The 24,554-nt window shown below is 53.7% G+C and carries 26 protein-coding genes; 23 read left to right on the top strand and 3 right to left on the bottom strand.

The window, feature by feature from the left end:
• Positions 1-34 precede the first annotated feature (34 nt).
• From C173_RS24770 to C173_RS24690, 17 genes are all read left to right on the top strand, one after another.
• The gene (locus tag C173_RS24770) at positions 35-1,036 is read left to right on the top strand and encodes a beta-ketoacyl-ACP synthase III (RefSeq protein ID WP_036729734.1); all 1,002 of its coding nucleotides are present in this window, start codon (positions 35-37) and stop codon (positions 1,034-1,036) included.
• Entirely contained in the window at positions 1,026-2,243 is a 1,218-nt protein-coding gene (locus C173_RS24765) for a hypothetical protein (RefSeq protein WP_036729731.1), read from the top strand. The genes C173_RS24770 and C173_RS24765 overlap by 11 nt, the downstream gene beginning before the upstream one ends.
• Positions 2,240-3,232 carry an NAD-dependent epimerase/dehydratase family protein gene (locus C173_RS24760; protein WP_036729728.1) on the top strand — a complete coding sequence of 331 codons (993 nt, stop codon included), beginning with the start codon at positions 2,240-2,242 and terminating at the stop codon, positions 3,230-3,232. Before C173_RS24765 ends, C173_RS24760 begins: the two co-directional genes overlap by 4 nt.
• Positions 3,229-4,083 carry an MBL fold metallo-hydrolase gene (locus C173_RS24755; RefSeq protein ID WP_036729724.1) on the top strand — a complete coding sequence of 285 codons (855 nt, stop codon included), beginning with the start codon at positions 3,229-3,231 and terminating at the stop codon, positions 4,081-4,083. Before C173_RS24760 ends, C173_RS24755 begins: the two co-directional genes overlap by 4 nt.
• Positions 4,080-5,396, top strand: a complete 1,317-nt coding sequence (locus C173_RS24750) for a F390 synthetase-related protein (protein ID WP_036729721.1) — start codon at positions 4,080-4,082, stop codon at positions 5,394-5,396. Before C173_RS24755 ends, C173_RS24750 begins: the two co-directional genes overlap by 4 nt.
• On the top strand, positions 5,393-6,538 hold the full coding sequence (locus C173_RS24745; protein ID WP_051478351.1) for a GNAT family N-acetyltransferase: 1,146 nt from the start codon (positions 5,393-5,395) through the stop codon (positions 6,536-6,538). Before C173_RS24750 ends, C173_RS24745 begins: the two co-directional genes overlap by 4 nt.
• 46 nt (positions 6,539-6,584) lie before the next feature.
• Positions 6,585-7,457: an SDR family oxidoreductase gene (locus C173_RS24740; RefSeq protein WP_036729715.1), complete on the top strand. Its 873-nt coding sequence runs from the start codon at positions 6,585-6,587 to the stop codon at positions 7,455-7,457.
• A gap of 27 nt (positions 7,458-7,484) precedes the next feature.
• Complete coding sequence (locus tag C173_RS24735; RefSeq protein ID WP_081751321.1) at positions 7,485-7,892, top strand: DUF4265 domain-containing protein; 408 nt, start codon at positions 7,485-7,487, stop codon at positions 7,890-7,892.
• 25 nt (positions 7,893-7,917) lie between these two features.
• Positions 7,918-8,415, top strand: coding sequence for a signal peptidase I (lepB, locus tag C173_RS24730; RefSeq protein WP_036729709.1), 498 nt, complete (start codon positions 7,918-7,920; stop codon positions 8,413-8,415).
• A 29-nt stretch (positions 8,416-8,444) separates the two neighbouring features.
• Positions 8,445-8,903, top strand: a complete 459-nt coding sequence (locus tag C173_RS24725; protein ID WP_036729707.1) for a hypothetical protein — start codon at positions 8,445-8,447, stop codon at positions 8,901-8,903.
• Positions 8,904-9,057: 154 nt separating this feature from the next.
• Positions 9,058-10,092 (top strand): HD-GYP domain-containing protein, encoded by a 1,035-nt coding sequence (locus C173_RS24720; protein WP_036729704.1) that lies wholly within the window; start codon positions 9,058-9,060, stop codon positions 10,090-10,092.
• A gap of 239 nt (positions 10,093-10,331) precedes the next feature.
• Positions 10,332-11,072, top strand: a complete 741-nt coding sequence (locus tag C173_RS24715; RefSeq protein ID WP_036729701.1) for a GTP pyrophosphokinase — start codon at positions 10,332-10,334, stop codon at positions 11,070-11,072.
• Positions 11,073-11,100: 28 nt separating this feature from the next.
• Positions 11,101-11,955 carry an HAD hydrolase family protein gene (locus C173_RS24710; RefSeq protein ID WP_036729698.1) on the top strand — a complete coding sequence of 285 codons (855 nt, stop codon included), beginning with the start codon at positions 11,101-11,103 and terminating at the stop codon, positions 11,953-11,955.
• The gene (locus tag C173_RS24705; protein ID WP_036729695.1) at positions 11,952-13,577 is read left to right on the top strand and encodes a glycoside hydrolase family 9 protein; all 1,626 of its coding nucleotides are present in this window, start codon (positions 11,952-11,954) and stop codon (positions 13,575-13,577) included. The genes C173_RS24710 and C173_RS24705 overlap by 4 nt, the downstream gene beginning before the upstream one ends.
• A gap of 20 nt (positions 13,578-13,597) precedes the next feature.
• Entirely contained in the window at positions 13,598-14,284 is a 687-nt protein-coding gene (locus C173_RS33060; RefSeq protein ID WP_051478350.1) for an HAD family hydrolase, read from the top strand.
• 19 nt (positions 14,285-14,303) lie between these two features.
• A complete protein-coding gene (locus tag C173_RS24695) occupies positions 14,304-14,855 on the top strand; it encodes a YfiT family bacillithiol transferase (RefSeq protein ID WP_036729692.1) in 552 nt (183 codons plus the stop codon).
• A 522-nt stretch (positions 14,856-15,377) separates the two neighbouring features.
• Positions 15,378-16,139: a cupin domain-containing protein gene (locus tag C173_RS24690; protein ID WP_036730200.1), complete on the top strand. Its 762-nt coding sequence runs from the start codon at positions 15,378-15,380 to the stop codon at positions 16,137-16,139.
• Between the two features lie 107 nt (positions 16,140-16,246).
• On the opposite strand, the gene C173_RS24685 is transcribed toward C173_RS24690, so the two are convergent.
• The 3 genes from C173_RS24685 to C173_RS24675 all read right to left on the bottom strand — a co-directional run bounded on the left by C173_RS24685 (position 16,247) and on the right by C173_RS24675 (position 19,304).
• Positions 16,247-16,645, bottom strand: coding sequence for a MerR family transcriptional regulator (locus C173_RS24685; protein WP_036729690.1), 399 nt, complete (start codon positions 16,643-16,645; stop codon positions 16,247-16,249).
• A gap of 37 nt (positions 16,646-16,682) precedes the next feature.
• The gene (locus C173_RS24680; RefSeq protein WP_036729687.1) at positions 16,683-18,137 is read right to left on the bottom strand and encodes an alpha/beta hydrolase family protein; all 1,455 of its coding nucleotides are present in this window, start codon (positions 18,135-18,137) and stop codon (positions 16,683-16,685) included.
• A gap of 174 nt (positions 18,138-18,311) precedes the next feature.
• Positions 18,312-19,304 (bottom strand): acrylyl-CoA reductase family protein, encoded by a 993-nt coding sequence (locus C173_RS24675; RefSeq protein ID WP_036729684.1) that lies wholly within the window; start codon positions 19,302-19,304, stop codon positions 18,312-18,314.
• Positions 19,305-19,444: 140 nt separating this feature from the next.
• Here C173_RS24675 and C173_RS24670 point away from each other — a divergent pair, with 140 nt between their 5' ends.
• The 6 genes from C173_RS24670 to C173_RS24645 all read left to right on the top strand — a co-directional run bounded on the left by C173_RS24670 (position 19,445) and on the right by C173_RS24645 (position 24,293).
• Positions 19,445-19,936 carry a hypothetical protein gene (locus C173_RS24670; protein WP_036729681.1) on the top strand — a complete coding sequence of 164 codons (492 nt, stop codon included), beginning with the start codon at positions 19,445-19,447 and terminating at the stop codon, positions 19,934-19,936.
• Positions 19,937-20,017: 81 nt separating this feature from the next.
• Positions 20,018-21,424, top strand: a complete 1,407-nt coding sequence (locus C173_RS24665; RefSeq protein WP_036729678.1) for an NAD-dependent malic enzyme — start codon at positions 20,018-20,020, stop codon at positions 21,422-21,424.
• 492 nt (positions 21,425-21,916) lie between these two features.
• Complete coding sequence (locus tag C173_RS24660; RefSeq protein WP_036729675.1) at positions 21,917-22,456, top strand: AAA family ATPase; 540 nt, start codon at positions 21,917-21,919, stop codon at positions 22,454-22,456.
• 28 nt (positions 22,457-22,484) lie between these two features.
• Entirely contained in the window at positions 22,485-22,922 is a 438-nt protein-coding gene (locus C173_RS24655) for a hypothetical protein (RefSeq protein WP_036729672.1), read from the top strand.
• A gap of 14 nt (positions 22,923-22,936) precedes the next feature.
• Positions 22,937-23,380: a GNAT family N-acetyltransferase gene (locus tag C173_RS24650; RefSeq protein WP_036729669.1), complete on the top strand. Its 444-nt coding sequence runs from the start codon at positions 22,937-22,939 to the stop codon at positions 23,378-23,380.
• A 13-nt stretch (positions 23,381-23,393) separates the two neighbouring features.
• Positions 23,394-24,293 carry an alpha/beta fold hydrolase gene (locus C173_RS24645; protein WP_036729667.1) on the top strand — a complete coding sequence of 300 codons (900 nt, stop codon included), beginning with the start codon at positions 23,394-23,396 and terminating at the stop codon, positions 24,291-24,293.
• Positions 24,294-24,554 lie beyond the last annotated feature (261 nt).

The following is a 24,554-nucleotide window of genomic DNA, read 5'->3' as shown; positions in this document are numbered from 1 at the left end:
ACATCTTGGTACTCACACGAATGGGAGATGCATTATGCAGCTTAGACATGTGAAAATAAAAGGAACAGGCAAATATTTGCCGGAGCGTGTAGTTAGTGATGCAGAGCTTGATCAGATCCTTGGCACAACACCGGGCTGGGTGAACAAAATCACCGGCGTCGGCACCCGCCATTATGCCAATACAGATGAAACCGCCTCCTTCATGGGCGCAAGAGCTGCTGAAGCGGCCCTCGCCGATGCAGGTCTCAGCTTCAGTGAGGTCGATTGTCTGGTATGTACGAGCGGAACCAAGGAGCAGCCGCTGCCGAGTACCGCCGTGTTCATTCAGCAGGCCATGGGGCAGGCGGATTCCGGTGTGCCGGCTTTTGATATCGATGCAACCTGTCTCAGCTTTCTAGTAGGGCTTGATGTGATGTCCTACATGGTGGAAGCGGGCAGATATAAGAATGTGCTGCTGGTGGCCACTGAGATTGCCTCGGTGGGGCTGAACTGGCAGGATAAGGAGAGTTCAGCCTTGTTCGGTGACGGAGCGGCAGCGGTAGTGATCGGACCTGCGGAGACCGGTGATTCCTCGCGGATACTTCATGCTTCGCTCAAAACCTACAGCAGCGGTGCGCGTTATTCGGAGATTGCCGGGGGCGGGACCAGACTGCATCCCCAGAATTATACAGCCGAGGATGCGCTGCCTTATCTGTTCCATATGGATGGACAGGCTATATTCCGCAAAGCGTCCAAGCTGCTTCCGGATTTCATTGCTGACATGCTGAATGCCACAGGCAATAAGATGGACGACTTCAGGCTGGTCATTCCCCACCAGGGCAGTGCAATGGCGATGCGTCTCCTGCGTAAAAAGCTGGGAATTGCCGAGGACCGCTTCCTCGACAATACCGCAGGCCATGGCAATACGATTGCTGCATCCATTCCGATGGGGCTGCATGAAGCTATCCGTCAGGGCCGGATATCGCGCGGAGACCGGATCATGCTGATCGGCACAGCGGCTGGGCTGTCTCTGGGAGGCATGATTATTGAGTACTGAAGCCCGGCGTATTCTGATTACCGGCGGACGCGCCCCGGTAGCCCTGGAGCAGGCAAGGCTGTTCAAGGCGGCAGGCCACCAGGTATATGTGGCAGAAAGCGCCGAGTATCATCTGTGCCGGGTATCCTCTGCCGTCGAAGCCAGCTTCCGGGTGCCTGCCCCAAGGCATCACCCGCAGGCTTATGTCCAGCGCCTGGCTGCGTTAACGGAAGAACTGGGCATTCACTGCCTGATTCCGACCTGTGAGGAGATTTTCTATGTCTCTGCAGGTCTTGAGTATCTAACGGGGTGCCGCGTACTTACGTCAGAACGAAGTATTCTGGCCGGGCTGCACCATAAAGGGGAGTTCATGATCCTGCTCCGTTCGCTCGGATTCAAGATCCCGGACACGGTGCTGATCAGCAGCGCAGAAGAGTGGCGGAGAGCCGTGAAGCAGGCAGCGGAGAGGGGGGAACAGCGGGTCTACAAGCCCGCATATTCCCGTTTTGCCTCTAAAGTCATTCTCCCGGATAAAAGATCCGCTTCAACTAATCCGCATAAACGCGGCCCGTGGGAGGGAGAGCCTCCAGCCGGACTATCGGCCGGGGCTCCCTGGGTATCCCAGGAGTACATTCAAGGCAGAGCGGTTTGTACGTACAGTATACTTCACGAAGGCACAGTTGTGGCGCATGCTGCGTATGACAGCAGGTACAGGACGGGGCGCAGCGGGGCCAGCGTGTATTTTGAACCGTTGGAGCATCCTGCGGCTCTGGAATGGGTACAGCGGTTCGCCGCAGCAACCGGCTTCAGCGGCCAGATCGGATTCGATTTCATCGAACCGGAGAACGGGACGCTGTATCCAATTGAATGCAATCCGCGCGCTACTAGCGGGATTCATCTGTTCACGCCGGAGGAAGGGCTGACGGAGGCGCTGTTGAATCCCGGACCGCTCGTACAGAGCGGAACAGTCATTGTCCCGCGTTCAGCCCGCACAGCCATGCTGACGCTGCCCATGCTGGGCTGCGGGCTGAAGCCGGGACCCGGGGGCTTCGGCAGCTGGCGGCAAGCGCTGCTTGGAGCAGCAGATGTGGTCTACCGCAAGGATGACCGCCGCCCTGCCCGCGAGCAGTTCCGCATAGTATACGCCGCCTGGAAGACAGCCAGGCGGCACCGCATCTCGATCACAGAGGCGTTAACTGAAGATATAGAATGGAATGGTGAGGCATGACCAAAGCGCTGGTAACAGGTGCAACCGGATTTCTTGGACGGCATACCGCCCGGAGGCTTGCCCGGATGGGCTGGGAGGTCTACGCGCAGGGACGCAACCCGGAGCAGGGAAAGCAGCTGGAGCAGGAAGGTGCAGTGTTTCTGGCCGGGGATCTGCGTGACCCGGAGACTGCCTATGGCTTTTGCCGGGGAATGGATGTGGTGTTCCATTGTGCAGCCTTGTCGTCACCCTGGGGGAAGTACAAGGAGTTCTATACATGCAATGTGGAGGCTACAAGCAATATCGTAGAAGGGTGCAAACGGCATGGCGTAGGAAGGCTGGTTCATATCTCCACGCCCAGTGTGTATTCCAGCCAGCGGCCCCGCTTCGGCATCCGGGAGAGTGATCCGCTTCCCGGCCGGCCGGCCAATGCCTATGCCGCAACAAAGCTGATCGCCGAGCAGGTAGTCCGGCAGGCAGCGAGAGAAGGGCTTACCGCTTTCATGCTCCGGCCTAGAGCCATATTCGGCCCGCTGGACAACGCCCTGTTCCCCCGGCTGCTGGCAGCGAATGAGAGCAAGGGGGTGCCGCTGATGAATGGCGGAGCGGCCAAGCTTGATCTCACCTGCGTAGAGAATGTAGTCGATGCCATGCTGCTCTGCTGTGAAGCCCCGCTCTCTGCTTCCGGCAGCGTCTACAATATTACTAATGGTGAGCCGCTAAGGTTCGAAGAGCTGGTCACCCGGCTATTCTCACTGCTCGGGGTTCCGCTGCACACCCGGCGATTGCCCTACCCGGTAGCTTATACCGCAGCGGCCTTAATGGAGGGGATCTACAAGGTGCTGCCTATTCCGGGTGAGCCGCTGCTGACCCGTTATTCTGCAGCCGCACTCGGTATCTCCCAGACACTGGATATTACACTGGCCCGCGAGCAGCTGGGTTATCAACCGCGTATAACAACAGACGAGGGACTTCGTGCCTTTGCAGAATGGTGGAGGGAACAGCAATGATTACAGAAATTCCAGTTGAATTATCTATACTGTCTGCGGGCTATTGCCTGCATCCCGAGCGTCTGACTCTGCGTGGAGGCACACTGAAGCCGGTTGCCTTCCCGGCAGGTTACGCCCTGATCCGGCATCCGGAATACGGACCCATCCTGTTCGATACAGGCTACAGCGCGCGTTTCTTTCAGGAGACAGCTAGTCTGCCAGCCTCTCTATACCGCAAGATCACTCCGGTTGTCTATAGAGAGGAAGAGAGTGCAGTGCGGCGGTTGCAGGCAGGGGGGATCTCGCCGGAGGAGGTGCGGTATGTGGTGCTGTCGCATTTTCATGCCGATCATATCGGCGGGGTACGGGATTTCCCGCAGGCGGAGTATATTTATTTGCAGAAATCTTACGATGCCGTAAGCGGGCTGGGTCCGGTGCGGGCGACGAAGGCGGGATTCCTGCCCGGGCTGTTGCCGGATGACTTCATCCTCCGCTCCATTCCTGTGGATGAAGCCTCAGCGAAGCGTGCGTTGCCGCAAGGCCTTCCGTTCACGGACGCCTATGATCTGCTTGGAGACGGCAGCCTGCTGGCGGTTGAGCTGTCCGGCCATGCCGCCGGGATGATCGGCGTATTCGTCTCCACCTCCCAGCATGATTATCTGCTCTGTGCAGATACGGTCTGGTCGAGCCGGGCGTTCCGGGAGAACCGCAAGCCGCACCTGGCAGCAGGCTTGATCATGTCCAGCCGCACAGAATACCTCCGCAATTTCGAGCGGCTGCGCCAGCTGCATGAACAATTTCCTAAGCTTCGGATTGTGCCCAGCCATTGCCGCGAGGCGCTTGCGCACTGGGGAACGGGAAGTGTGACATGAAGCGGATAAGGCTGGTAATGACCCATTACATTCTCACCAAGTGGGGCAGACGCTGGAAGAACCGGGCAGCACTCGAGCAGTGGCAGGAGAAGCGTATCCGGCTTCATGTAGAGAGGGTGAGGCAGCGTTCGAAGTTCTACAGGGAGCTGTGGGCAGGCATTCCGTCCAAGGAATGGCGGAGTTTCCCGGTGATCGGGAAGCCGGAGATGATGGAGAATTTCGATCAGCTTAACACTGCGGGTATTACGAAGGAGCAGGCCTTTGCCGAGGCCTATGAAGCGGAGAACAGCAGGAACTTCAAGCCTACGCTGCAAGGCGTGACCGTCGGGTTATCCTCGGGAACCTCCGGCAACCGGGGGATTTTTCTCGTTGGAGAAGAAGAGCAGGCTGCCTGGACCGGCACGGTGCTGGCAAAGCTTTTGCCGGGTGGACTGTGGAAGCGGGCGAGAATTGCATTTTTTCTGCGGGCAAACAGTAATCTGTATGAATCTGTGAAGCAGGGACGGCTGCAGTTCAGGTATTTCGATCTGCTGGAGCCGCTCCCCCGGCTCTTGACCCGTATGAAGGAGTACCAGCCGGATATCTGGATTGCACCGCCGTCCATGCTGCGTCTGCTGGCTGAGGCACAGCAGTCAGGTGAGATGAATCTGCATCCCCGCCGGATCATTGCGGTTGCGGAAGTGCTGGACCCGCTCGACCGGCAGCAGATTGAGCAGGCCTTCGGGCAGAAGGTGCATCAGGCTTATCAGTGTACCGAGGGCTTCCTCGGAGTTACCTGTAGTTACGGAACATTGCATCTCAACGAAGATATTGTACATATCGAAAAAGAAATACTGGATGAAAAATCACGCCGGTTCGTGCCTATCGTGACCGATTTCTCCAGAAGTGTGCAGCCCATCGTCCGTTACCGGCTGAATGATATTCTGACCGAAGCGGCAGAGCCGTGTCCCTGCGGTTCACTGTTCACGGCCATTGAGCGGATCGAAGGACGCTGTGATGATATCTTGTATCTGCCCCATACGGCAGACGGCACGCACGTTACAGTATTCCCTGATTTCGTTACCCGGGCTGTGCTGGCGGCTTCCGCAGACATTGAGCATTACCGGGTCATTCAGCACAGCCTCACTGAGCTGGAAATCTCCTATTGTACACGAACCGGCACTGATCAAGGGACGGAGCAGCAGATTACTTCAGAACTGACGCGCTTGTTCGCCAGGCTGTCCTGCATCCCGCCGCAGCTGACTTTTACCGCCTACAGCTTCGTGCCCGGAACTGTGAAGCTGCGCCGGGTGGAGAGGGGCTGGAAGCCGTGAAGGACCGGGTAACGCAATATGACCGCGATTCTGTTGCCGGGTTGGACTGGCCGGATACGGAGTACGGGCGGTATGCCCGGGAGTATCTTACACCGCTGCTGGAGCGGGGAGCGCAACCTTTTATCGATAATGTGAGTACAACTGTTAAGGTGCTGACCATTGATGGTCTGCCGGTTCCGATTACGGTCAACGAAGCAGACTATGACAATTCGTATGTATGCTCACCCTATACCCACTATGTCAGCTATGCGCGTGAGGAGCTGGCCCTGCTCAATAACCGGCTTCTAGAGGGCCTATTGTCGCTAATGCTCTCAGGCATGGGCTGGATGCTGCGACAAGCACGGTTCAACCGGGTGGTTCAGGTGAATAACTGGCTGCTGTCCACCAATCTGTATCCTGCCTTAAGTGCAGAACAGCTGACGGCGATACTGGATTACCTCCGGCAGACTTATCCGGGTTATACCTTAATGTATCGTTCGCTTAGCCGGGAGACTTCGGGAGAACACATTGTCAAATTGCAAGGATATGGCTGCAAGCTGGTTCCAAGCCGTCAGATCTACCTGCTGCATCCGAATACCTCCGGCTCGAAGGCCAGGTGGCTGGTCAAACGCGACAGGAATCTGCTGGCGAAGCACGGCTATACTGAGGTTGGCCCGGAGGAAATCACGCAGGAAGACATTCCCCGGATCGTGGAGCTGTACAGACTGCTGTATATCGATAAATATTCGGCCTATAATCCGCAGTTCACCGAAGCCTATATTGCTCTGGCGCTGGAACGGCGGACCTTGCAAATCTACGGTCTGCGCAAGGAGGGAAGGCTGGATGCGGTGCTTGGCTTCTATGAGCGGGAGGGGGCGATGACTGCGCCATTATTCGGTTATGACACAAGTCTGCCTCAGTCTCTAGGACTCTATCGTATGCTGTCCGCCGTCCTGATCGGGCTTGCGGGCAGCAGAGAACTATTACTGCACGAAAGCTCGGGCGTCGGCCAGTTCAAGCGCAACCGGGGAGCGGCCGGAGCCACCGAATATTCGGCGGTGTATGACCGGGGCACCTCACTGCTCAACCGCTGCGGTTGGTCCTTCCTGGAGCTGCTGCTCCGGCGGATCGGCATGCCGCTTATTCAGAGGCTGAAGCTGTAGGCGGATTCATAACCTGTTAACTTGAGAAAAATGAAAGGGGTGTCCCATGAACACTAATCCAAGCCAGCTCCAGGGGCATGAGCCGGTTGCGCTGATTACAGGGACCTCCAGCGGATTCGGGCTACTGACCGCAATTACGCTGGCCCGCAGAGGGTACCGGGTCATTGCCACCATGCGGGATCTTGGCCGCAGCAAGGAGCTTGTTCAGCAGGCTGAACAGGCGGGGGTACGGGAGCGCATTCATTTGCTGGCACTGGATGTCACGGACGAAGCTTCGATTGCATCTGCTATTCAGGAGAGTCTTGAGCTTGCCGGCAGAATGGATGTGCTGGTGAACAATGCTGGCTTCGCCGTAGGCGGATTCGTGGAGGAGGTCAGCATGGAGGAATGGCGGCGGCAGCTGGAGACCAACTTTTTCGGACTGGTTGCCGTAACGAAGGCGGTGCTTCCCCACATGCGGGTCCAGCGCAGCGGCCTGATCATTAACGTGAGCAGTGTCAGCGGCCTGAGCGGATTCCCGGGCTATGGTCCGTATGCCGCATCGAAGTTTGCAGTGGAAGGGTTCAGCGAGAGTCTGCGCCAGGAGATGCTCTCTTTTGGCGTCCGCGTTGTACTGGTTGAACCAGGCTCCTTCCGTACCCCCATCTGGGACAAAGGGATTACGGGGATGCACAGAAGTGAAGGCTCCCCGTATCACACCAGGCTTGAAGAGGTGCTGCGGTACTCCCGGCGGGCGTCCGAGACGGCTCCCGATCCGCAGGAGGTGGCTGATCTGATTGGAAGGATCACTGCCTTACGTGCGCCGAAGCTACGCTATCCTGTAGGCCGGGGCTCGCGGGTGCTGATGATCGGCAAGGCCCTGCTTCCCTGGAAGGTGCTGGAAGGAATTATCTCCAAATCACTGCGGGCGATGAAATGATAGCATGACAGAACAGAATTGGGGTGAATGCTTTTGCCGGGAACGGTTGGATTACATATATGTTTTGATGAGCAAGGCCGGGAGATTGAGGTGCTGGATGTGACCCGGGTCGACAAGGATATCTACCGGATTGAGGAGACGCCGATTTTTAACCCGGGGATTGCGCTTGGCGATATTATCCGAGTGAGTGAGCGTGAGGGGATCGCTTATTACGTTGAGACGGTGAAGAAGTCCGGACTTGTCCGATATGCCTGGCTGCTCAGCAAAGAGGCGGCGGCTTCCGGCGAGATCCGCAGCTTCACGGAGCGGGTTACAGAGTATGGGGGCAGATGGGAGCAGATCTTCGGCGGTCTGCTGGTGATTTATCTGCCGAAGCACTCTCTAGTAGACGCGGAGCTGGAAATGTCGCAGATTATTGAGCATTTTGAAGGCTAATTATACGAATCCGAGGTGAAGGAAGTTGAAAAAATTCTTGAAGCAGTGGGTGCCGAGTATTGCCATTGGCATTATTCTATCCCTATTTATCCGTACCTACGTAGCAGAAGCAATGCGTGTACCTACCGGCTCGATGATTCCGACGATAGCGATTAACGACCGGCTTGTGGTAGACAAAATGCTCTGGAATACCTCGCTGAAGCATGGTGATATCGTGGTGTTCCATCCGCCGGTCGCTGAAGATGCGCATAAAAGATATGTAAAACGGCTGATCGGACTGCCGGGCGATGTGATTGAGATCAAGGAAGGCACTCTGTACCGTAATCATGAGGCGGTCGATGAGCCATACCTGCAGGAAAAGATGACCTATACCTTCGGGCCTGTCACCGTTCCCGCAGACCAGTATTTTTTCTTGGGCGACAACCGTAACGTCAGCTATGATGCTCACCTATGGGAGACTCCGTTCGTAGACAAGGATGCGCTGATCGGCAAGGTGCTGTTCGATGTGAACCAGTTGTTCTAAATTGATTAGCCGGATGGAGGTTAAATACGTTGACCGGAGATTCCCTAGCCATAACCGACCGAATCAAAGCGCCTAACCCTGTTAGAGTCTTGATAGGTGTGCTAATTCCCATTATTATTCTGAGACTGCCCCCTAACCCCGACCCGGATAGACATTTCTATTTAAACTACATCATACAGGTATGGGTTGGACTCAGCATCGCGGCCTGCCTCTTCATTCTCATTAACGCGTTGCGTAAGGAAGGTCAGCTTCAGTGGGGGACAGATTCGCTTATTATTCGCAAAAAGCGCATCTCCGCGCAAGGGATTAAGGCCATTTACATAGATGGTCCGATAGTAGGAATATTGCCTGCAGGCAAATGGATTGTCCCGGTTAATCTCTGCTTCAGGTTCACAGAAGACACGGTAGCGGTAAGGAAGAGACTAATGTACTGGGCAGAAGAGAACGAAATTAGGATAAAATACAAGAGGTTTGTCAGATGGCTCTGAACAGAATATGGAAAGGCGTCTAAAGACAGGGATTCTATAGCACTAGATTACGGGGAGTTTGTGACTTTGACCGGATTGTTACTTTACCGTCTGTTGACTATGATCAAGTGGAGCATAACGGAATATTCCTATAATACAAAAGGGGTGCTGGTACTTGAAAGTACATGTCACGGATCTGAAGCACGGTGATTGTCTAATGGCAGACACTTTCAATGGTGTAGGGCTGCATGTTCTCCCCAAGGGGACGCGTGTGGAGCGGGAAGAGATTAGTATCCTGATCCGGCACAAAATTGATTATGTCGATATCGAGCCGCGCAGCGGGCTGTATACTGACGCTGAACCTGCGCCCAGCCACGGGCTGCACGATGATTTTGATCTCGCTATTTTGAATTATGAAGCGATTTTTCTGGAAGCCTTGACGAAGGGCAGCTTCTCGCAGTCTGCAGTCGATGATACGTTGAAGCCGCTTCTGGATACCTTGGAGGGGCAAAAGGATGTTGTCTCCCTGCTGCTCCTGCTGGACCGGGATGACATCGATACATATCACCACTCATTACAGGTGGGCTTATTATCCTATTACATTGCAGCGTGGATGGGTTACTCCAAGGAGGAGCGTTACCAGATCAGCCGGGCGGGCTATCTGCATGATATCGGCAAAAGCCAAGTGCCTCTGTCGATCCTGAACAAGCAGGGTCTGCTGACGGATTCCGAGAAGGATGAGCTGGCGCGCCACACCTTCTATGGCTATGATCTGATCCGCGGCTCCCAGATGGACGAGGTTACCGCGCTGGTAGCTCTACAGCATCATGAGTACGAGGATGGCTCAGGCTATCCGAATCAGCTGCTCAAAAAAGAGATTCATCCATACGCCCAGATTGTTTCGGTAGCCAACATCTATATGTCGCTCACCACCTCTACTGCAAACCGTCCAAAGCAGGGGCTGGTTACGGTGCTGCGCAAGGTGCATGAGATGGGCTTCGGCAAGCTGAATGAGACGGTGGTGCAGGCATTGACCGGGCATTTACTGCCGAGCTTTGTGGGCAAAAATGTACAGCTCAGCAACGGAGAAGTGGGTATGATCGTCATGAACAACCCGCTGGACCTCTTTAAGCCGCTGGTAAAAGTGGGCGAGGGCTTCCGGGATTTGTCGCGTGAACGCAGCCTATCCATCGATGAAGTGGTGAACTGAATAACCAGATGAAGAGGCGCTGTCAACAGCGTCCGCTTCTAAAGAACGGCCAGACTGTCCTTTTGGACGGTTTGGCTTTTTTTCGTAGGCTGAGAGAAGAAAGGAGGACAGACCTGAGGGTCCCGGTGACCGGAGGAAGGTTTGTGTTCACGTCATAGATTGGCTATGATTAATGAGAGATGGAAGAGTTGTATGGAGATTATAGTCATTCTGTACAGCAGCATAAAGGAGAAATGAAGATGCATACCGACAACCAGTTAGAGAAATTCAAGCAGCTCAAATATGAGCTTACCCGCTTTATGATGATTTACAAGTTCGCACTTGCCGAGATGGAGACCAAGATTGATATCCTCAAAGAGGAATTCCAGCTGCTTCACGACTATAGCCCGATTGAGCATACCAAGTCCCGGATCAAATCCCCGGAGAGCATTATGAAGAAAATGCTGCGCAAGAACAGTGAGCTGTCCCTCCCGCAGATCAGATCCAGTATCAAGGATATCGCCGGACTGCGGATCACCTGTTCATTCATTTCGGATATTTATCAGGTCAGCGCTATGCTGCAGAAGCAGGACGATCTCAAGGTGCTTGAGGTTAAGGATTACATTAAAAACCCTAAGCCCAACGGTTATCAGAGTCTGCATCTGCTTATCGAGGTTCCCGTATTCATGTCGGACTGTCAGGAGCATGTCTGTGTTGAGGTACAGATCCGCACGATTGCTATGGATTTCTGGGCCAGTCTGGAGCATAAAATCTTCTATAAATACAGCCAGGCGGTTCCCGAGCATCTGACCCGTGAACTTAAGAATGCGGCTGACAAGGCGTACGAGCTCGATCTGCAGATGGAGCGGCTGCACCGTGAAATTAAGGAAATCAAGGATTCGCAGGAGGACGAAGATCCATTCTCCGAGTTGCGGGATATGATTCTTAACAATCAACAGTTCAGTCTGCCGGATAACTTTGTTAAGCTGTTGAAGGAATAGGTGATGGAGGGTGGCTGTTAGAAGGCTCATGCATAGAAAAGCCTACGTTACTGATCTGGATGGAACGCTGCTGAACTCGGAACAAAAGCTGTCTGCATACACTATACAGGTGATTACAGAAGCGATGGAACAGGGAATGATTATCAGCTTTGCAACAGCAAGAGGATTTATCAGTGCTGACAGCGTAGTGGCGGATATTCCCTGGAGATATCCGGTGATTCTTTATAATGGTGCACTTATCTATGACAGCGTAGCACGTAGGGTGATTGACGGCTATTGGCTTGATCCGGCTATTTCCGGGGAAATTATAACGCTGGGCCGGGCTTACGGAATTACCCCTTTCCATTTTCTGCTGGATGCAGCAGGCAATGAGCGGGTGTTGTATGAAGCTCCTACCCGGACTGGCGATGTGGAATTCTATAATTCCCGTAAGAATGATGTGCGTTTCCGTGAGGTAGAGATGCTTGAATGCCCTGCCGGGCACCGGACCGTTGTAATGACTTTTATAGGCAGGATGGAGGAGCTGGAGCCTCTTCACCAGAAGGTACTTGAGCGCTTTGGCGCAGAAGTTCATATTCATTTTATGAGGGATATATACATAGAGGAACATTATTTTTTGGAATTTAGCCATCCGAATGCGAATAAAAGTCAAGGGCTTAAGCTATGGGCACAGCATATGGGGCTTCTTGCCACGGAAATTGTGGTGTTCGGCGATCACTTGAATGATCTGGGGCTGTTCGCTGCTGCCGGGACGAGTGTTGCCGTTGAGAATGCCCAAGAGGAGCTTAAGGCAGTTGCACATTTAATTACAGCATCCAATAATGATGATGGTGTAGCAGTGTTTCTGGCGGAGACTATGAACAAGGGAGCGATTACAGGATGAGTGACAAACGTCTTCGTACCATTGCAGTGAACCAGGCGGGATATTCAAGCGGAGGAGATAAGCTGGCTCTGTTCTCCGGGGACACCCTCGGATATCATGTAATTGACACAGGAAGTGGGGATGTGGTATTCACCGGACAGACGGGAGCTTATATTGAGGATAAGCCCAGCGGCTGCCGTGTGCGCAGCGGAGATTTCTCCGCGCTTACCTCACCCGGAAAGTACCGGATCGAGGGGGCGGAGGGTGAACAGTCCGCTGCATTTGTTATTGCAGACAAGCCGTATGAGGAGCTGCAGCGGGGATTGCTGAAAGCCTTCTATTACTACCGCTGCGGCGTGGAGCTTGAGGGAGAGTATGCGGGAGCCTGGGGGCATAAAGCCTGCCATCTGGCAGAAGGTACAGTCATCGGCCAGCCCGGGTCGAGACTGGACAGCAGCGGAGGGTGGCACGATGCAGGAGACTATGGTAAATACTCCGGTCCTGGAGCGAAGGCCGTAGCGGATCTTCTTTTGGCCTGGGAGCTGTATCCTGCAGCGTTTGCTGGTGTACATACACTACCGGAGAGTGATGGCAGCCTGCCGGATGTCCTGCTGGAATGCACCGTGGAGCTGGATTGGCTATTCAAAATGCAGGAGTCGGGCAGCGGAGGGGTCTACCACAAGCTTACCACAGCGCATTTCCCCGGCCTTGATGTGATGCCGGAGGAGGATACTGCGGAGCTGTATTTCTCGCCGGTCTCTGCGGCTGCTACCGGGGACTTCGCCGGTGTGATGGCTATGGCGGCGCGGATATACAAGCCGTTCGATGAGGCATATGCGGCGCGGTGCCTGGAAGCCGCGCGGGCTGCCTGGAGCTGGCTGATTGAGCATCCGCATGTGCCGGGCTTCACCAATCCGCGAGGGATTACCACAGGGGAATATGGCGATAAGGTAGATAGTGACGAGCGCTTTTGGGCAGCGGCAGAGCTATTCCGCACGACAGGAGATGAACAATTCCACAGTGCTGCTCTTGAGCTTGCCAAGCTGCCGTTCCCCAAATACAGCTTCGGCTGGGGGGATATGGGCGGCTATGGCACACTGGCTTACCTGCTCATAGGGGAAGCAGGTACGCTGCCATCTTTGTATGCGGAGCTAAGGGAGGGCTTGCTGGCAGAAGCAGACCGCCTGGTACGGCAGAGCCGTCATGACGGCTACAGAATCTCGCTGCTGGAGCAGGATTATATCTGGGGCAGCAATATGCTGGTCATGAACCATGCCATGCTGCTGCTGGCAGCGGAACATTTCAGCGGGGAACAGGAATATGCTGCATGTGCTCTGGATCATCTGCATTACCTGCTGGGCCGCAATGTGCTGGGAATCAGCTATGTGAGCGGGTTCGGCGAACACGCGGTCATGCATCCCCATCACCGCCCTTCTGTGGGCGATCATGTGCTTGAGCCGGTTCCGGGCCTGGTGGTTGGCGGCCCGGACCGGGGACTGCATGATGAATATGTGAAGAAGAATTTGCGGCGCAAACCCGCAGCCCAGTGTTACGCGGATCACGAGGACAGTTATTCCACGAATGAGGTGACGATCTACTGGAATTCACCGGCATTGTTCGTGACGGCAAGATTCAATTGCTGATCAGATAAGGAGACGGGCCCATGCAGTCATTCAAAGTGATTAGTCTGGATATGTTCCAGACCTTGGTGAATATTGAGAGCAGGCGGGCAGAGGTCTGGAGGCCGATTCTCCAGCAGAAGTTCAGTGAAGCATGGGCACTGCAGCTCGGCAAGCAATTGCTGAGCCGTTATTATGCCGCAGCCTGCGAAGCCCGGGAGGCGGGTACTTTTATCAGCAGCAGAGAGATTTATTACAGAGGGTTTCAGAGCGTATTCCAGGAGTCCGGCTTGGATTACGATTGCGGGCAGGCAGTGGATAACCTCTTTGCCCAGCACCGGCTGTCTGAAATGTACGCTGACACCGAGGCGTTCTTACAGCGCATATGCCGGGATTATCAGGTATGTATTGTAAGTGATACAGATGATCTTATGCTTCCTGAGTTCTACCGGAATTATCCCATCTTGCTGTTCACTTCGGAGACGTATCAGTCATATAAAAATGACACGCATAACCGTATGTTTACTGAGGTGATAGCCCATTATGATGTGGAGCCGGGGCAAATTATCCATATTGGAGATTCTGCGTCAGATATTCTTGGAGCAGCCAGAGCCGGAATCAAGTCCTGCTGGCTTAACCGGAACGGACAGCCCTGGGAGCTGGAAGTGAAGCCGGATGTTACGGCGGGAACACTGGAAGAGGCCTATGAGCTGATATCCAGTGTACAATAACAAAGGAGCTGTGAGCGAAATGAACGACAATGTGGAAGAGCAGGAGCTGGAATTGTTAAAATACCCGATTGGAAGATTCGCCGCTAAGGGGAACCGGACAGCAGAAGTGCGGGCAGCATCGGTTGAGGTCTTTAGTCAGTTGGCAGAGGAGTTGCGGGCAGCAGTAGAACCGCTAACGGCGGAACAGCAGCATACCCCTTACCGGCCGGGCGGCTGGACTGTGGTTCAGGTCGTGCATCATCTCGCCGATACGGGCATGTATGCATACCTCCGCTTCAAGCGGGGGCTGACGGAGGAAGCACCGCAGGTTCCAAGCTACAGACAGGATCTGTGGGCGGAGCTGAGCGATTCTTCCAACGAACCGGTGGAATCCTCACTCCAGCTCATCGGACTGCTTAACCGCAGATTCGCGAACTTACTGGAATCCTTGCAGCCTGAGGACTATGAGCGGACCTTTGTAAGCGGTGGTCTTGGTGAGATGACACTGGATACCGCAGTGGAAAGGTACATCTGGCACAGCCGCCATCATATCGCGCAGATTACAGCTTTGATCCAGCGAAGCGGCTGGTAACGATAACTTTGTTGTACCATGAACAGACGGAGAGGGTGTGTACCCTCCGTCTTTTTATTTTGTCCGGAACCGGAAAAGGGTGTGGAGGCCTGGCGAGTAAACGGGGAGTCTGGAGTGTATACGAAAAACCGAATACAATGGGCGTGGTGTCCCGAATGTATGTGGAAAACAGCATACATTGGGGCAGAAACGGGGCCTCCGGTCAAAATGTATGCGGAAAACAGCATACATTCGGGCGGAAGTGGGGCTCCGGGCAAAATGTATGCGGAAAACAGTATACATTCGTGAGGCTGCGGGGCATGTGAGACGTTACTCCTTTTATGGTTGCAGCCCCATCCAGCCCAGCCCGTCCGCCCAATCCATTGTCGGATTGACCTGGCCAGCTAATTATTCGGCTTAAGGGGCAAATTTACTGTGCGGCGGTGCTATTCATCGTCACCTGGGCATGGGCGGATACATATCCTATAACCAGAACGATAAAAAACGGCCCCGAGGAAAGGACGGATTTGTGTGACCTCTTATATGGACTATACGTCGCCCAATACACAGTTTACGTTTGATATGAACGGCAACACCTTATTCAAGAAGGATGACTGCAATTATATCAACGTACTGGGCATCAAAAATCTGAACACCCTGGAGAATACCTCGCTGCTCGATATCTATCTCAGCAGATCCAATGTGGTCGAGCCGCATTATCATCAAAATGCCGCTGAGCTGGTGTATTGTATCTCGGGCGCGGCTGTGGTGTCGCTGATCAACCCGTTTACGAACGAGCTGCTGCATTTTCCGATCACCCCGGGCCAGGTTGCCAATGTGCCGCAGGGCTGGTGGCATTATGAAGTGGCCACGATGGATTGCACCCATCTGCTGGCGATCTTCGATGCTCCAACACCGGAGGTCATCCTCGGCTCGGATCTTCTGAGCTTAACCCCGGCTAATGTGCTGGCACATACCTACTGCCTTAATGAAGCGCTGATTAAGGAAGCACTCGCTCCGGTGAAGCCACAGACCTTCATTGGTCCGCCTGCGGATTGCTGTCCTCCTGTGAAGGCGGCAGCCGAGAATATGAAGGGAACCTACATCGCTCCTGCCAATATGACGCCGATGATGGCTAATGCGAACATGCCGCCTTACATGCACCCGCAGCAGGCTCCGCAATCCTTCGGATACCAGCCGATGGCAGTACACGGTTATTATGCTCAGCCGTATGCCCAGTCCTACCGCCAGCAGCAATACGTCCAGGCTCCTCCGCAAGCAGTGCATGAGGCGGGAGCCGAATAACAGAAATCCAGAGGGCACAAACGGCAGCGTATTCTGTGAATGCAGAATGACGCTGCCGATTTTTTTGCAAATATAAGAAATTATATGTTTCACATGATAACTTGTCTTCAATGATGCTGATCTGGAACCTGGAAGGAACGCAGATAATTCTGAATATCCTCCTGCGGGGTCTCAAGCAGACCAGCCAGCATGCTTTGAATAGCGTACAGGGCAGCAACCTTTTCGTCGATTTCGGTGATTTTGTCGCGGACGAGTTCCTTTAAGGTATCTTCATCCATCTTCGAGCCGAGCAGGGCAAGCGCCGCCTGGATTTCTTTCAGTGAATAGCCCAAGGACTGGGCATCCTTGATGAACTTCAGCTTCACCAGAATATCTGCAGAGTAGATCCGGTATCCCTTAGCGGTTCGTTCCGGGGCTGGCAGGATGCCGCTGTCCTCATAGTAACGGATGGTTGCCGCACTCAGCCCCGCCTGCCGCGCCAGCTCACCACGGGTCATTCCCTTCATCTGGCATTACCTCCTGTATTTAGATATCTATCTACTCCTATGGTCTCTTGTGCGTGTAGGCCGGTTCAAAGGTTACTTCCGGGTATTCGGTCGATGGACCGTTCAGCAGCGCCTGCGGCTCATCTAGCAGATACTGATCGAAAAATGACCGGACATAGGTTCTGCTTATATCTACAGTATGCACCGGATCAAGGCCATTGGCGAATAAGGAGGGCGACAGCAGGGCTATATCCGTAAAACTTTGGTGAATGAAATGATCCACTGTCAGATAATGGGTATCCCGGGTGCTGCGGCTCATAACTGACTTCAGATCCGGCGTGAATTCTTCATAGATCAGGGGATCTGTGTTCGCTTCGGGATGTGCAAGATTCTGCGCAGTCGTTCCGGACATCACATACATAAAAGGCTGCGTCAGCCCTTCACGGGCAACCTTACCCCAGAACCCGCCTTCCAGACTGACACCGGCCTTAAACCGCTTGTCCTGGGCTAAAGCTTCGGCGGTTGTCGCCCCGCCATAGGAATGGCCGAAGATCCCCGCACGGCTGAGATCAAGCCTGCCTTGGAACAATCCATTCGGGTCTTGGGTATTCCAAGCCGTCAGGGTGTCCAGCACAAAACTGGCGTCCGCTGTACGGATGGCAATTCCGCTCACATTGTAGTTGTAGAGCTCTCCGGAAGTATCGAACTTTGGATCAGGCACGTAGTAGGCCGAAGCGCCGTCCGGGTAAGTGACCTTGGCTGAGGTGTAAGGATGATCGATCCCTACGACAATATAGCCGTGGCTGACCAATTCTTCGATAATCGACATACTCTGGAATCGGGTAGAGCGGATTCCCGGCGAGAACAGCAGGACCGGATAGCTGGGTTCTTGTGCCGATAGCTTCACTCCGTCTGTAACATGAGTAGGAATATCGGTCACATGGCTGAATAGCTGTTTCGGCAATCCGAATACAAGGCTAATGGCTTCGCCTAGTGCGGAAGGGTAATGCTCCTTAGGCTTACCCTCAGTCTGGTCAGGATCGGCCGGATACCATACATTAACCATCAGCTTACGTTTGCCGCCTTCCTCAGCGCTCAGCGTCTCGTCACGCTGCTCATCGGTAAGCTCGCGTGCGATCGTCCCGATGGCATATTGCCCTGTTGGCTCAGGTTGCGTGAACATCGGCAGGAGCCTGGACGCATAGACGGATACTCCTGAAAGAAGGAGGATGCATATCAGCAGCAGACTTTTCCATAACTTCGCATACCGCTTAGGCTGGCCCGTTCGGGGACGCCTCACAAGTCTGAATCCGAGTATGCTCACCAGCCCGAGCACTGCGGCGTAGGCCGGAGCCATCTGGATACGGTAATTCTCCAGCACCCCATGCAGCACCACAGCCATAACGACAGCCAGCAGCATAAGGGTATCCAGCCTCCGGTTTTTCTTGGTCCCTATCATTCCTGCTGTAACAGCTAGAATTACCACAATGACTATAATCTCAAATATTCTCATTTGTACTCCCTCCAACTCTGTTCATCTGGAATAACTAGAGTATAAAGGTTGAAGTATACTTCAGGGTCAAGGCTAAATTTAAGATGCCGGGCATAGTTGCAAAAAAAGACGGCAGCCCGTTCCAGATTCGGAAGCGAACTGCCATCGATACTGCTATACCCTCATCAATTGTGACTAAGATAAGCGGACAAGCACGCGGCCCCGGGTGCCCGACTGGAGAATATCCTGAAGCGTCGCAGGCAGCTCAGTCAGGGAAATCTCACGGTCCACCAGCGTATCCAGCACCTCCGGCTTCATGTCACCTGCCATGCGCTGCCAGAGCTTGGCCCGTTTCTCCATAGGACAAGCTACGGAATCGATGCCGAGCAGACTGACTCCGCGCAGGATAAACGGCAGGACGGTGGTCGGGACAGCCGTGCCTGCGGTTAAGCCGCTTGCGGCAACTGCGCCGCCGTAGGCGATTTTGCTCAGGACCGCAGCAAGCGGGGCGCCCCCGACTGAATCTACTGCGGCCTGCCAGAGCTGCTTGTCCAGAGGCTTCACCGCACTGCCCGCGACCTCTTCACGGGAGATCACCTCAGCAGCGCCCAGCGCCTTCAGATATCCGGCTTCATCCATTCTGCCGGTACTGGCTGTGACCTGATAGCCCAGCTTCGCCAGAATGGCAGTTGCTGCACCTCCGACACCGCCTGTAGCACCGGTGACGAGCACTTTTCCCTGGTCAGGAGTCATTCCTTGAGCTTCCAGTGCTTGCACAGACATCGCCGCCGTGAATCCGGCCGTGCCGTAGATCATCGCTTCCCGCAGCGTCAAGCCTTCTGGCAGTTCAATAACCCAGTCCGCAGGGATGCGGGCGTATTCGCTGAAGCCGCCGAAATGCGAGACACCGATCCCATAGCTGGTGGCAATGACAGACTGGCCTTCGCGGAAGCGGCTGTCCTTCGATGAGACTACCGTCCCTGACAGGTCAATCCCCGGAATGAACGGATAATTTCGCACAATATTCCCATTCGGGATGCTTGCCAACCCGTCTTTATAGTTTACACTGGAATAAGCTACCTTAATTAGCACTTCACCGGCGGGCAGTTCCTCCAGCGTTACCGGTCTGACCTCTACGGAGAATGGTTCTGTCTTGTCCACTACCAATGCTTGAAAAGGGTTCATCATATCTTCTCTCTCCTAATCCGTGTTATATTTGTTTGGTTTAAAGATAAGAATTCATAGGCTTCGCGCCATTACTATTGTGCCCTGTCAATTAAGGAAACACAATGATATCCTACACTAAATGCTTACAAAGGAGCGTTTATATGAGAGTGAAAATACGTAAAACCGTGCTTACCACAGCAATCTGTCTCGTTCTGGGCGGGGGAGCGCTATACGGGTACGCGGCATCTGATTCCGCCCCGGCGGTACACCGGCTGCGTCTAAGTGAGGACGAGCCTGCGCGGTATTTGCAAGGGTTGGAGTCTGTAACTCAAGATCAGCTGGAGCTGTCCCTTGGCGATCAGAGCCGTCCGGGTAATTATATCAGCATCCCTAATCATACAGAATTGCTATGGAGGAAGCCGGTGCCGACTCCGGAAGGTGAAGGGGAGCTCATCAAATTCGTACAGGGGGGAAGCGCGGTCTATCCTGCTCCTGAAGTTACTTATTATTGGCTGTGTTATCAGCGTCCCGGCAAGAGTGACAGCGATGATACGGTCACCTACTATATAGAAGCAAAAGTATTGGGGCAAGATGAAGAGGCTGCGGAAGCAGAGCTGTTAAAGCTGGCTGAAAACTGGGAAATTCCCGGTTAACCCGGATTTAATTGTGAACAACATGTGAACTGTAGTATATTGAGGATAGAATTCATCCGTCTGATGAGGGAGGCATACTCTATGTCCATTGCAACAACGATGATTATCCGGCTTGAAATACGCAAGGCCGAAGCTTCTTTTGGTGATGTGGCGTCCAGGCTGGCAGCAGCCGGCGGCGATATTGTAGCGATTGACGTAATCCGTGGCGGCAAGGATGTGACGACCCGTGACCTGACTGTGAATGTGCAGGATGCGGCGAATGAAGAGATTATAAGTGTGCTGAAGAATATGCCTGGAATCAAAGTCATCAATGTCTCCGACCGTACCTTCCTGGCCCATCTCGGCGGCAAAATCGAAGTCACCCCGAAGATGCCGATCAAGAACCGGGAGGATCTGTCACTGGTGTATACCCCTGGTGTTGCCCGTGTCTGTACGGCGATTGCCGAAGATCCGTCCAAGGCGTATTCCCTGACGATGAAAAGAAATACGGTAGCGGTCGTCACCGACGGCACCGCAGTGCTGGGGCTTGGCGATATCGGACCGGAGGCGGCGATGCCGGTGATGGAGGGCAAGGCCATGCTGTTCAAGCAGCTGGCGGATATTGACGGGTTCCCGCTGTGTCTGGATACCAAGGACCCGGAAGAAATCATTCAGATTGTGAAAGCGGTTGCTCCCGGCTTCGGAGGGATCAATCTGGAAGACATCAGCTCTCCGCGCTGCTTCGAGATTGAACGGCGGCTGTCGGCGGAGCTGGATATTCCAGTCTTCCACGATGACCAGCACGGAACGGCAGTAGTTGCTCTGGCCGGATTGCTGAACGCGCTCCAGGTCGTGGAGAAGTCGATTGCAGACTCCAGAATTGTAGTCGTCGGCATCGGTGCGGCAGGTGTGTCGATCTGCCGTCTGCTGCTGGCGGCTGGCGCGAAGCAGCTCTACGCAGTAGACAAGGAAGGGATTCTGAACCGCAGCGAAGCCTACACCAATCCTGAATGGAGCTGGCTGGCCGAAGCAACGAACCCCGAGAATCTGAGCGGAGGACTGGATGAGGCGGTGCGCGGGGCAGATGTCTTCATCGGCGTATCCAGGGGAGGGATTTTGCAGGTTAGCCATCTGCAGAGCATGGCCCAGGACAGCATCGTGTTCGCTATGGCTAATCCGACCCCGGAGATTGAACCGGATCTGGCGGAGCCTTACGTGCGGGTGCTGGCAACCGGCAGAAGCGATTACCCTAACCAGATTAATAACGTGCTGTGTTTTCCGGGGATTTTCCGCGGGGCGCTGGACTGCCGGGCGAAGACGGTGAATCTGGAGATGAAGCTGGCAGCGGCGCAGGCCATTGCAGCAGTGGTGCACCCGGATGAGCGGAATGAGCAATATATTATTCCGAGCATTTTCAACGAAAAGGTCGTGGAGCAGGTACGTCTGGCTGTCATCCGGGCCGCTATCGCTACCGGCATCGCCCGGCGCATCCCGCCGGATGTGAGCTGAGGAGTGGGCTGAGCATTAGGAAGGTGAACAAGCTGTGGCCTTAGGCTGCGGCTTTGTTTGCGTCTGCTTTTGCGCAGGAGTATATAGTTGACCAATGTGGGAGCCGGGATGCCAGGGGCCTGGGAGCGATGGGTTGTGGACTACGGCTTACGCCGGTGCTTATGGGAGAGGTGGGAGGGGACGACTGGCAGGAATTAGATGGATTTTGTACACTTGCTGGTGGCTGTTTGGGGCATGGCGCGACAACAATTGGATTAACAACACTTAATTATCGTAATTCAAGTAAAGCGTTCAAAAGTTGAGTTAACAGTTGTGCTTTTTCCACTTGTTCCCCGGAAATCCCCGAAATTCGAGAAATTAAGATACGTTTGTCCACTTGCTTCCTACCGGAGGATTGGAATCCTTTAAAATCAGGCTTCGCTGTTTATATATAAGGGGCAGCATGGTAAAATATACAAATGGATACAATGATTCTTTCATTCAGGAGGGCTTATGTACCGCAGAATTCATATTATGGGAGCTTCCGGGGCGGGAACGACAACCTTGGGCAAGGCGCTGGCGGCGAGGCTTCCGCATGTTCAGTTGGATAGTGACGATTACTACTGGGAACAGAAATACAGCATCAAGAGCGATGTTGCTGCACGTCTGAACAGACTGCAGAGGGACTTGAAGCAGAATGAGCCGTGGATTCTGTCCGGTGCGCTCTGCGGCTGGGGTGATCCGCTGCGCGACACCTTTGACCTGGTGATTTTCCTATGGATTCCGGAGGAGATCCGTCTGGAACGGCTGCGGGCGCGGGAGTATGAACGTTACGGGGATGAGGGTCTGCCGGGCGGAGACAAGTATGAGGATGTTGAGAGCTTCATTGACTGGGCAGCGCAGTACGATACGGGCGGAATGGAGATCCGCAGCCGGATGCTGCATGAGGAGTGGATGGCCGGACTAAGCGGCGATCTTTTGCGGCTGGAAGGAGACCTTACGGTGGAGGAACGGGTGGAGGCAGTACTGCAATACATGTCACGTTCACGCTAATTCAATCTATGGGAAAAGGGGGCTGACCATGAGGAAGATACTGCGTGCGCTGCTGCTTCCGGCAATTCTGCTATTGCTGCTGACGTCCTGCAATACGGAAACGACCCATTTCAACTATACCTTCAAGGGCGAGGGGGACACCTGGTCGGGTGTCTATAAGCAGGAGGCCAGCCAGAAGCTGATTACGAAGAAGGATAAAGTGACAAGTGAAAGCTCCAAACAATATACCTTCGATTTGAAATACAAGGGTGAGCAGTCTGATCTCGAAAAGATTAAACAGATGAAATATACTTACAAAGGCAAAGGAAGCGGCGGTAGCCAAAATATCGAGGCCCCAGTTCTTGCAGGAATGCTAAAAATGGGCGGTTCTGGAACTGGCACTATAGAGAAAGAGGACTCCGTCATTAAAGTCACTGTCGAGTGGGACGGGAAGAGTGAGGAGTTTGAGCTCAAGAATGAGAAGTAGGGAGGCAACCTGCCATGGTAACGATAGAACAAATTGAATTCGCATCACTGGGAGCACTGAACACACTTTACCATGAATTAATAGGCGGGCCGACGGACCCGGTGAAGCTGGAAACCGCTTATCGGAAGATCCGGGAGGACGAGCGGGTTGTGCTGCTGGGTGCTTTTGTAGACGGGGAACTGCTGGGCTCCTTGATGGGGATCGTCTGCCAGGACCTGGTGGGCGATTGCCGCCCGTTCATGGTGATTGAGAATGTGGTCGTGTCTTCGCGCGCACGGCGGCAGGGGCTTGGCAAGAAGCTGATGACTGCGATCGAAGCGATTGCGCATGAACGGGACTGTTACTATATCATTTTCGTGTCGGGGGAGAAGCGGAAGGAAGCGCATATTTTCTATGAGGCGATGGGGTATAGGGAAGAGAAGGTTGAGGGATACCGCAAGCATCTCAGCTCGCATTAGGTGGGAGAAGAATATGGATCATGGAAAACTTATAAGTGTAGGACAGCATAGGTTGTACATCAGTATTATTGGTGAGGACAAAGGCATGCCTCCAGTGGTGTTGGAGCATGGCTGTGGTTCTTCCGCATTGTTCTGGACGCTTGTTGCTCCTGAGGTTGCTAAGCTCACACAAGTTATTGTATATGATCGTGCAGGCTATGGCTGGAGTGAGCCAGGACCGTTTCCGCGTACCAATGAGCAGTGCATAACTGAGCTGTATGAGCTGTTGCAGCAATCTGGGATGGAAGGTCCATATCTATTGGTCGGTCATTCCTATGGCGGATTAAATGTAAGGCTGTTTGCCGGGAGATATCCGGGGCTAGTGGCGGGAGTGGTGCTGGTAGATTCGATGCATGAGGATGAAGTCACAGCGCGGTTTCCGGAAGAGCATGTGAAGGGGCAGCTTTTGGCGGTGAGGTTCTATCGGGCCTTGAATTTGTTGTCCAGAACTGGATTTTTAAAGGTCTTGTCCGCATTGAGAAGCTTCCCCGGATTCTCTGCTACCATTAAGCCTTTTTCCAAGCAGACGCAAGCGCTGTTATGGAGATTATCCTTTCAAAAAAAGACTATAGCGGCCATGCACAGCGAGTTCTCTAATGTTCAGCCCGGCTATGAGCAGGTTAGGGAACTGAAGCAAACCGATATTCCATTGACCGTTATCAAATCGGAAATAGTCAATGATTTCTATCCGGGGACTTCGGAAGATACGAAGCGGATCATAAGAGAGAAGCTGCAGGAAGTGGCAAATGAGCTGAAGCATACCTCCACTAACGGTCACCTAGTTGAAGCACAGGGCAGTGGGCATAACATACATATTGAGAAACCGCAGGTTATTATCGATGCAATAGAGCAGATGCTTGGAATTCTTACTTGATTCATTTGATGAAGCGTGGTTGTATGCCTACCCTTCACCATTCAGTATTCTCAGTAGCTGGGACGTTTAAGTTCCGGCTCTAATTGTATTTACTACAATTAAAAACTTAGATTGGAGTGCTCAATGAGATTTAGTTGTATTTTCAGCAATTAGAAGGTTAAGTGTTCTCCTTAAGAGGGAGTTTACTTGGATTTAGCTGTACAGAATACAATAAAAGTAGAAAAGTTCTGGTTTTCCCCGTTTTTAACTGTATGAAATACA

Origin of the sequence: Paenibacillus sp. FSL R7-277 (assembly GCF_000517965.1) — a bacterium.
GTDB classification, from domain to species: Bacteria; Bacillota; Bacilli; order Paenibacillales; family Paenibacillaceae; genus Paenibacillus_AQ; species Paenibacillus_AQ silagei.
This window is presented reverse-complemented; position numbering and strand designations above follow the sequence as displayed.

Coding starts and splice junctions, on each gene's coding strand:
- C173_RS24770 (WP_036729734.1), top strand. CDS start 35: ATGCAGCTTAGACATGTGAAAATAAAAGGAACAGGCAAATATTTGCCG.
- C173_RS24760 (WP_036729728.1), top strand. CDS start 2,240: ATGACCAAAGCGCTGGTAACAGGTGCAACCGGATTTCTTGGACGGCAT.
- C173_RS24755 (WP_036729724.1), top strand. CDS start 3,229: ATGATTACAGAAATTCCAGTTGAATTATCTATACTGTCTGCGGGCTAT.
- C173_RS24750 (WP_036729721.1), top strand. CDS start 4,080: ATGAAGCGGATAAGGCTGGTAATGACCCATTACATTCTCACCAAGTGG.
- C173_RS24740 (WP_036729715.1), top strand. CDS start 6,585: ATGAACACTAATCCAAGCCAGCTCCAGGGGCATGAGCCGGTTGCGCTG.
- C173_RS24735 (WP_081751321.1), top strand. CDS start 7,485: ATGCTTTTGCCGGGAACGGTTGGATTACATATATGTTTTGATGAGCAA.
- C173_RS24715 (WP_036729701.1), top strand. CDS start 10,332: ATGCATACCGACAACCAGTTAGAGAAATTCAAGCAGCTCAAATATGAG.
- C173_RS24710 (WP_036729698.1), top strand. CDS start 11,101: ATGCATAGAAAAGCCTACGTTACTGATCTGGATGGAACGCTGCTGAAC.
- C173_RS24705 (WP_036729695.1), top strand. CDS start 11,952: ATGAGTGACAAACGTCTTCGTACCATTGCAGTGAACCAGGCGGGATAT.
- C173_RS33060 (WP_051478350.1), top strand. CDS start 13,598: ATGCAGTCATTCAAAGTGATTAGTCTGGATATGTTCCAGACCTTGGTG.
- C173_RS24695 (WP_036729692.1), top strand. CDS start 14,304: ATGAACGACAATGTGGAAGAGCAGGAGCTGGAATTGTTAAAATACCCG.
- C173_RS24690 (WP_036730200.1), top strand. CDS start 15,378: ATGGACTATACGTCGCCCAATACACAGTTTACGTTTGATATGAACGGC.
- C173_RS24685 (WP_036729690.1), bottom strand. CDS start 16,645: ATGAAGGGAATGACCCGTGGTGAGCTGGCGCGGCAGGCGGGGCTGAGT.
- C173_RS24680 (WP_036729687.1), bottom strand. CDS start 18,137: ATGAGAATATTTGAGATTATAGTCATTGTGGTAATTCTAGCTGTTACA.
- C173_RS24675 (WP_036729684.1), bottom strand. CDS start 19,304: ATGATGAACCCTTTTCAAGCATTGGTAGTGGACAAGACAGAACCATTC.
- C173_RS24670 (WP_036729681.1), top strand. CDS start 19,445: ATGAGAGTGAAAATACGTAAAACCGTGCTTACCACAGCAATCTGTCTC.
- C173_RS24665 (WP_036729678.1), top strand. CDS start 20,018: ATGTCCATTGCAACAACGATGATTATCCGGCTTGAAATACGCAAGGCC.
- C173_RS24660 (WP_036729675.1), top strand. CDS start 21,917: ATGTACCGCAGAATTCATATTATGGGAGCTTCCGGGGCGGGAACGACA.
- C173_RS24655 (WP_036729672.1), top strand. CDS start 22,485: ATGAGGAAGATACTGCGTGCGCTGCTGCTTCCGGCAATTCTGCTATTG.
- C173_RS24650 (WP_036729669.1), top strand. CDS start 22,937: ATGGTAACGATAGAACAAATTGAATTCGCATCACTGGGAGCACTGAAC.
- C173_RS24645 (WP_036729667.1), top strand. CDS start 23,394: ATGGATCATGGAAAACTTATAAGTGTAGGACAGCATAGGTTGTACATC.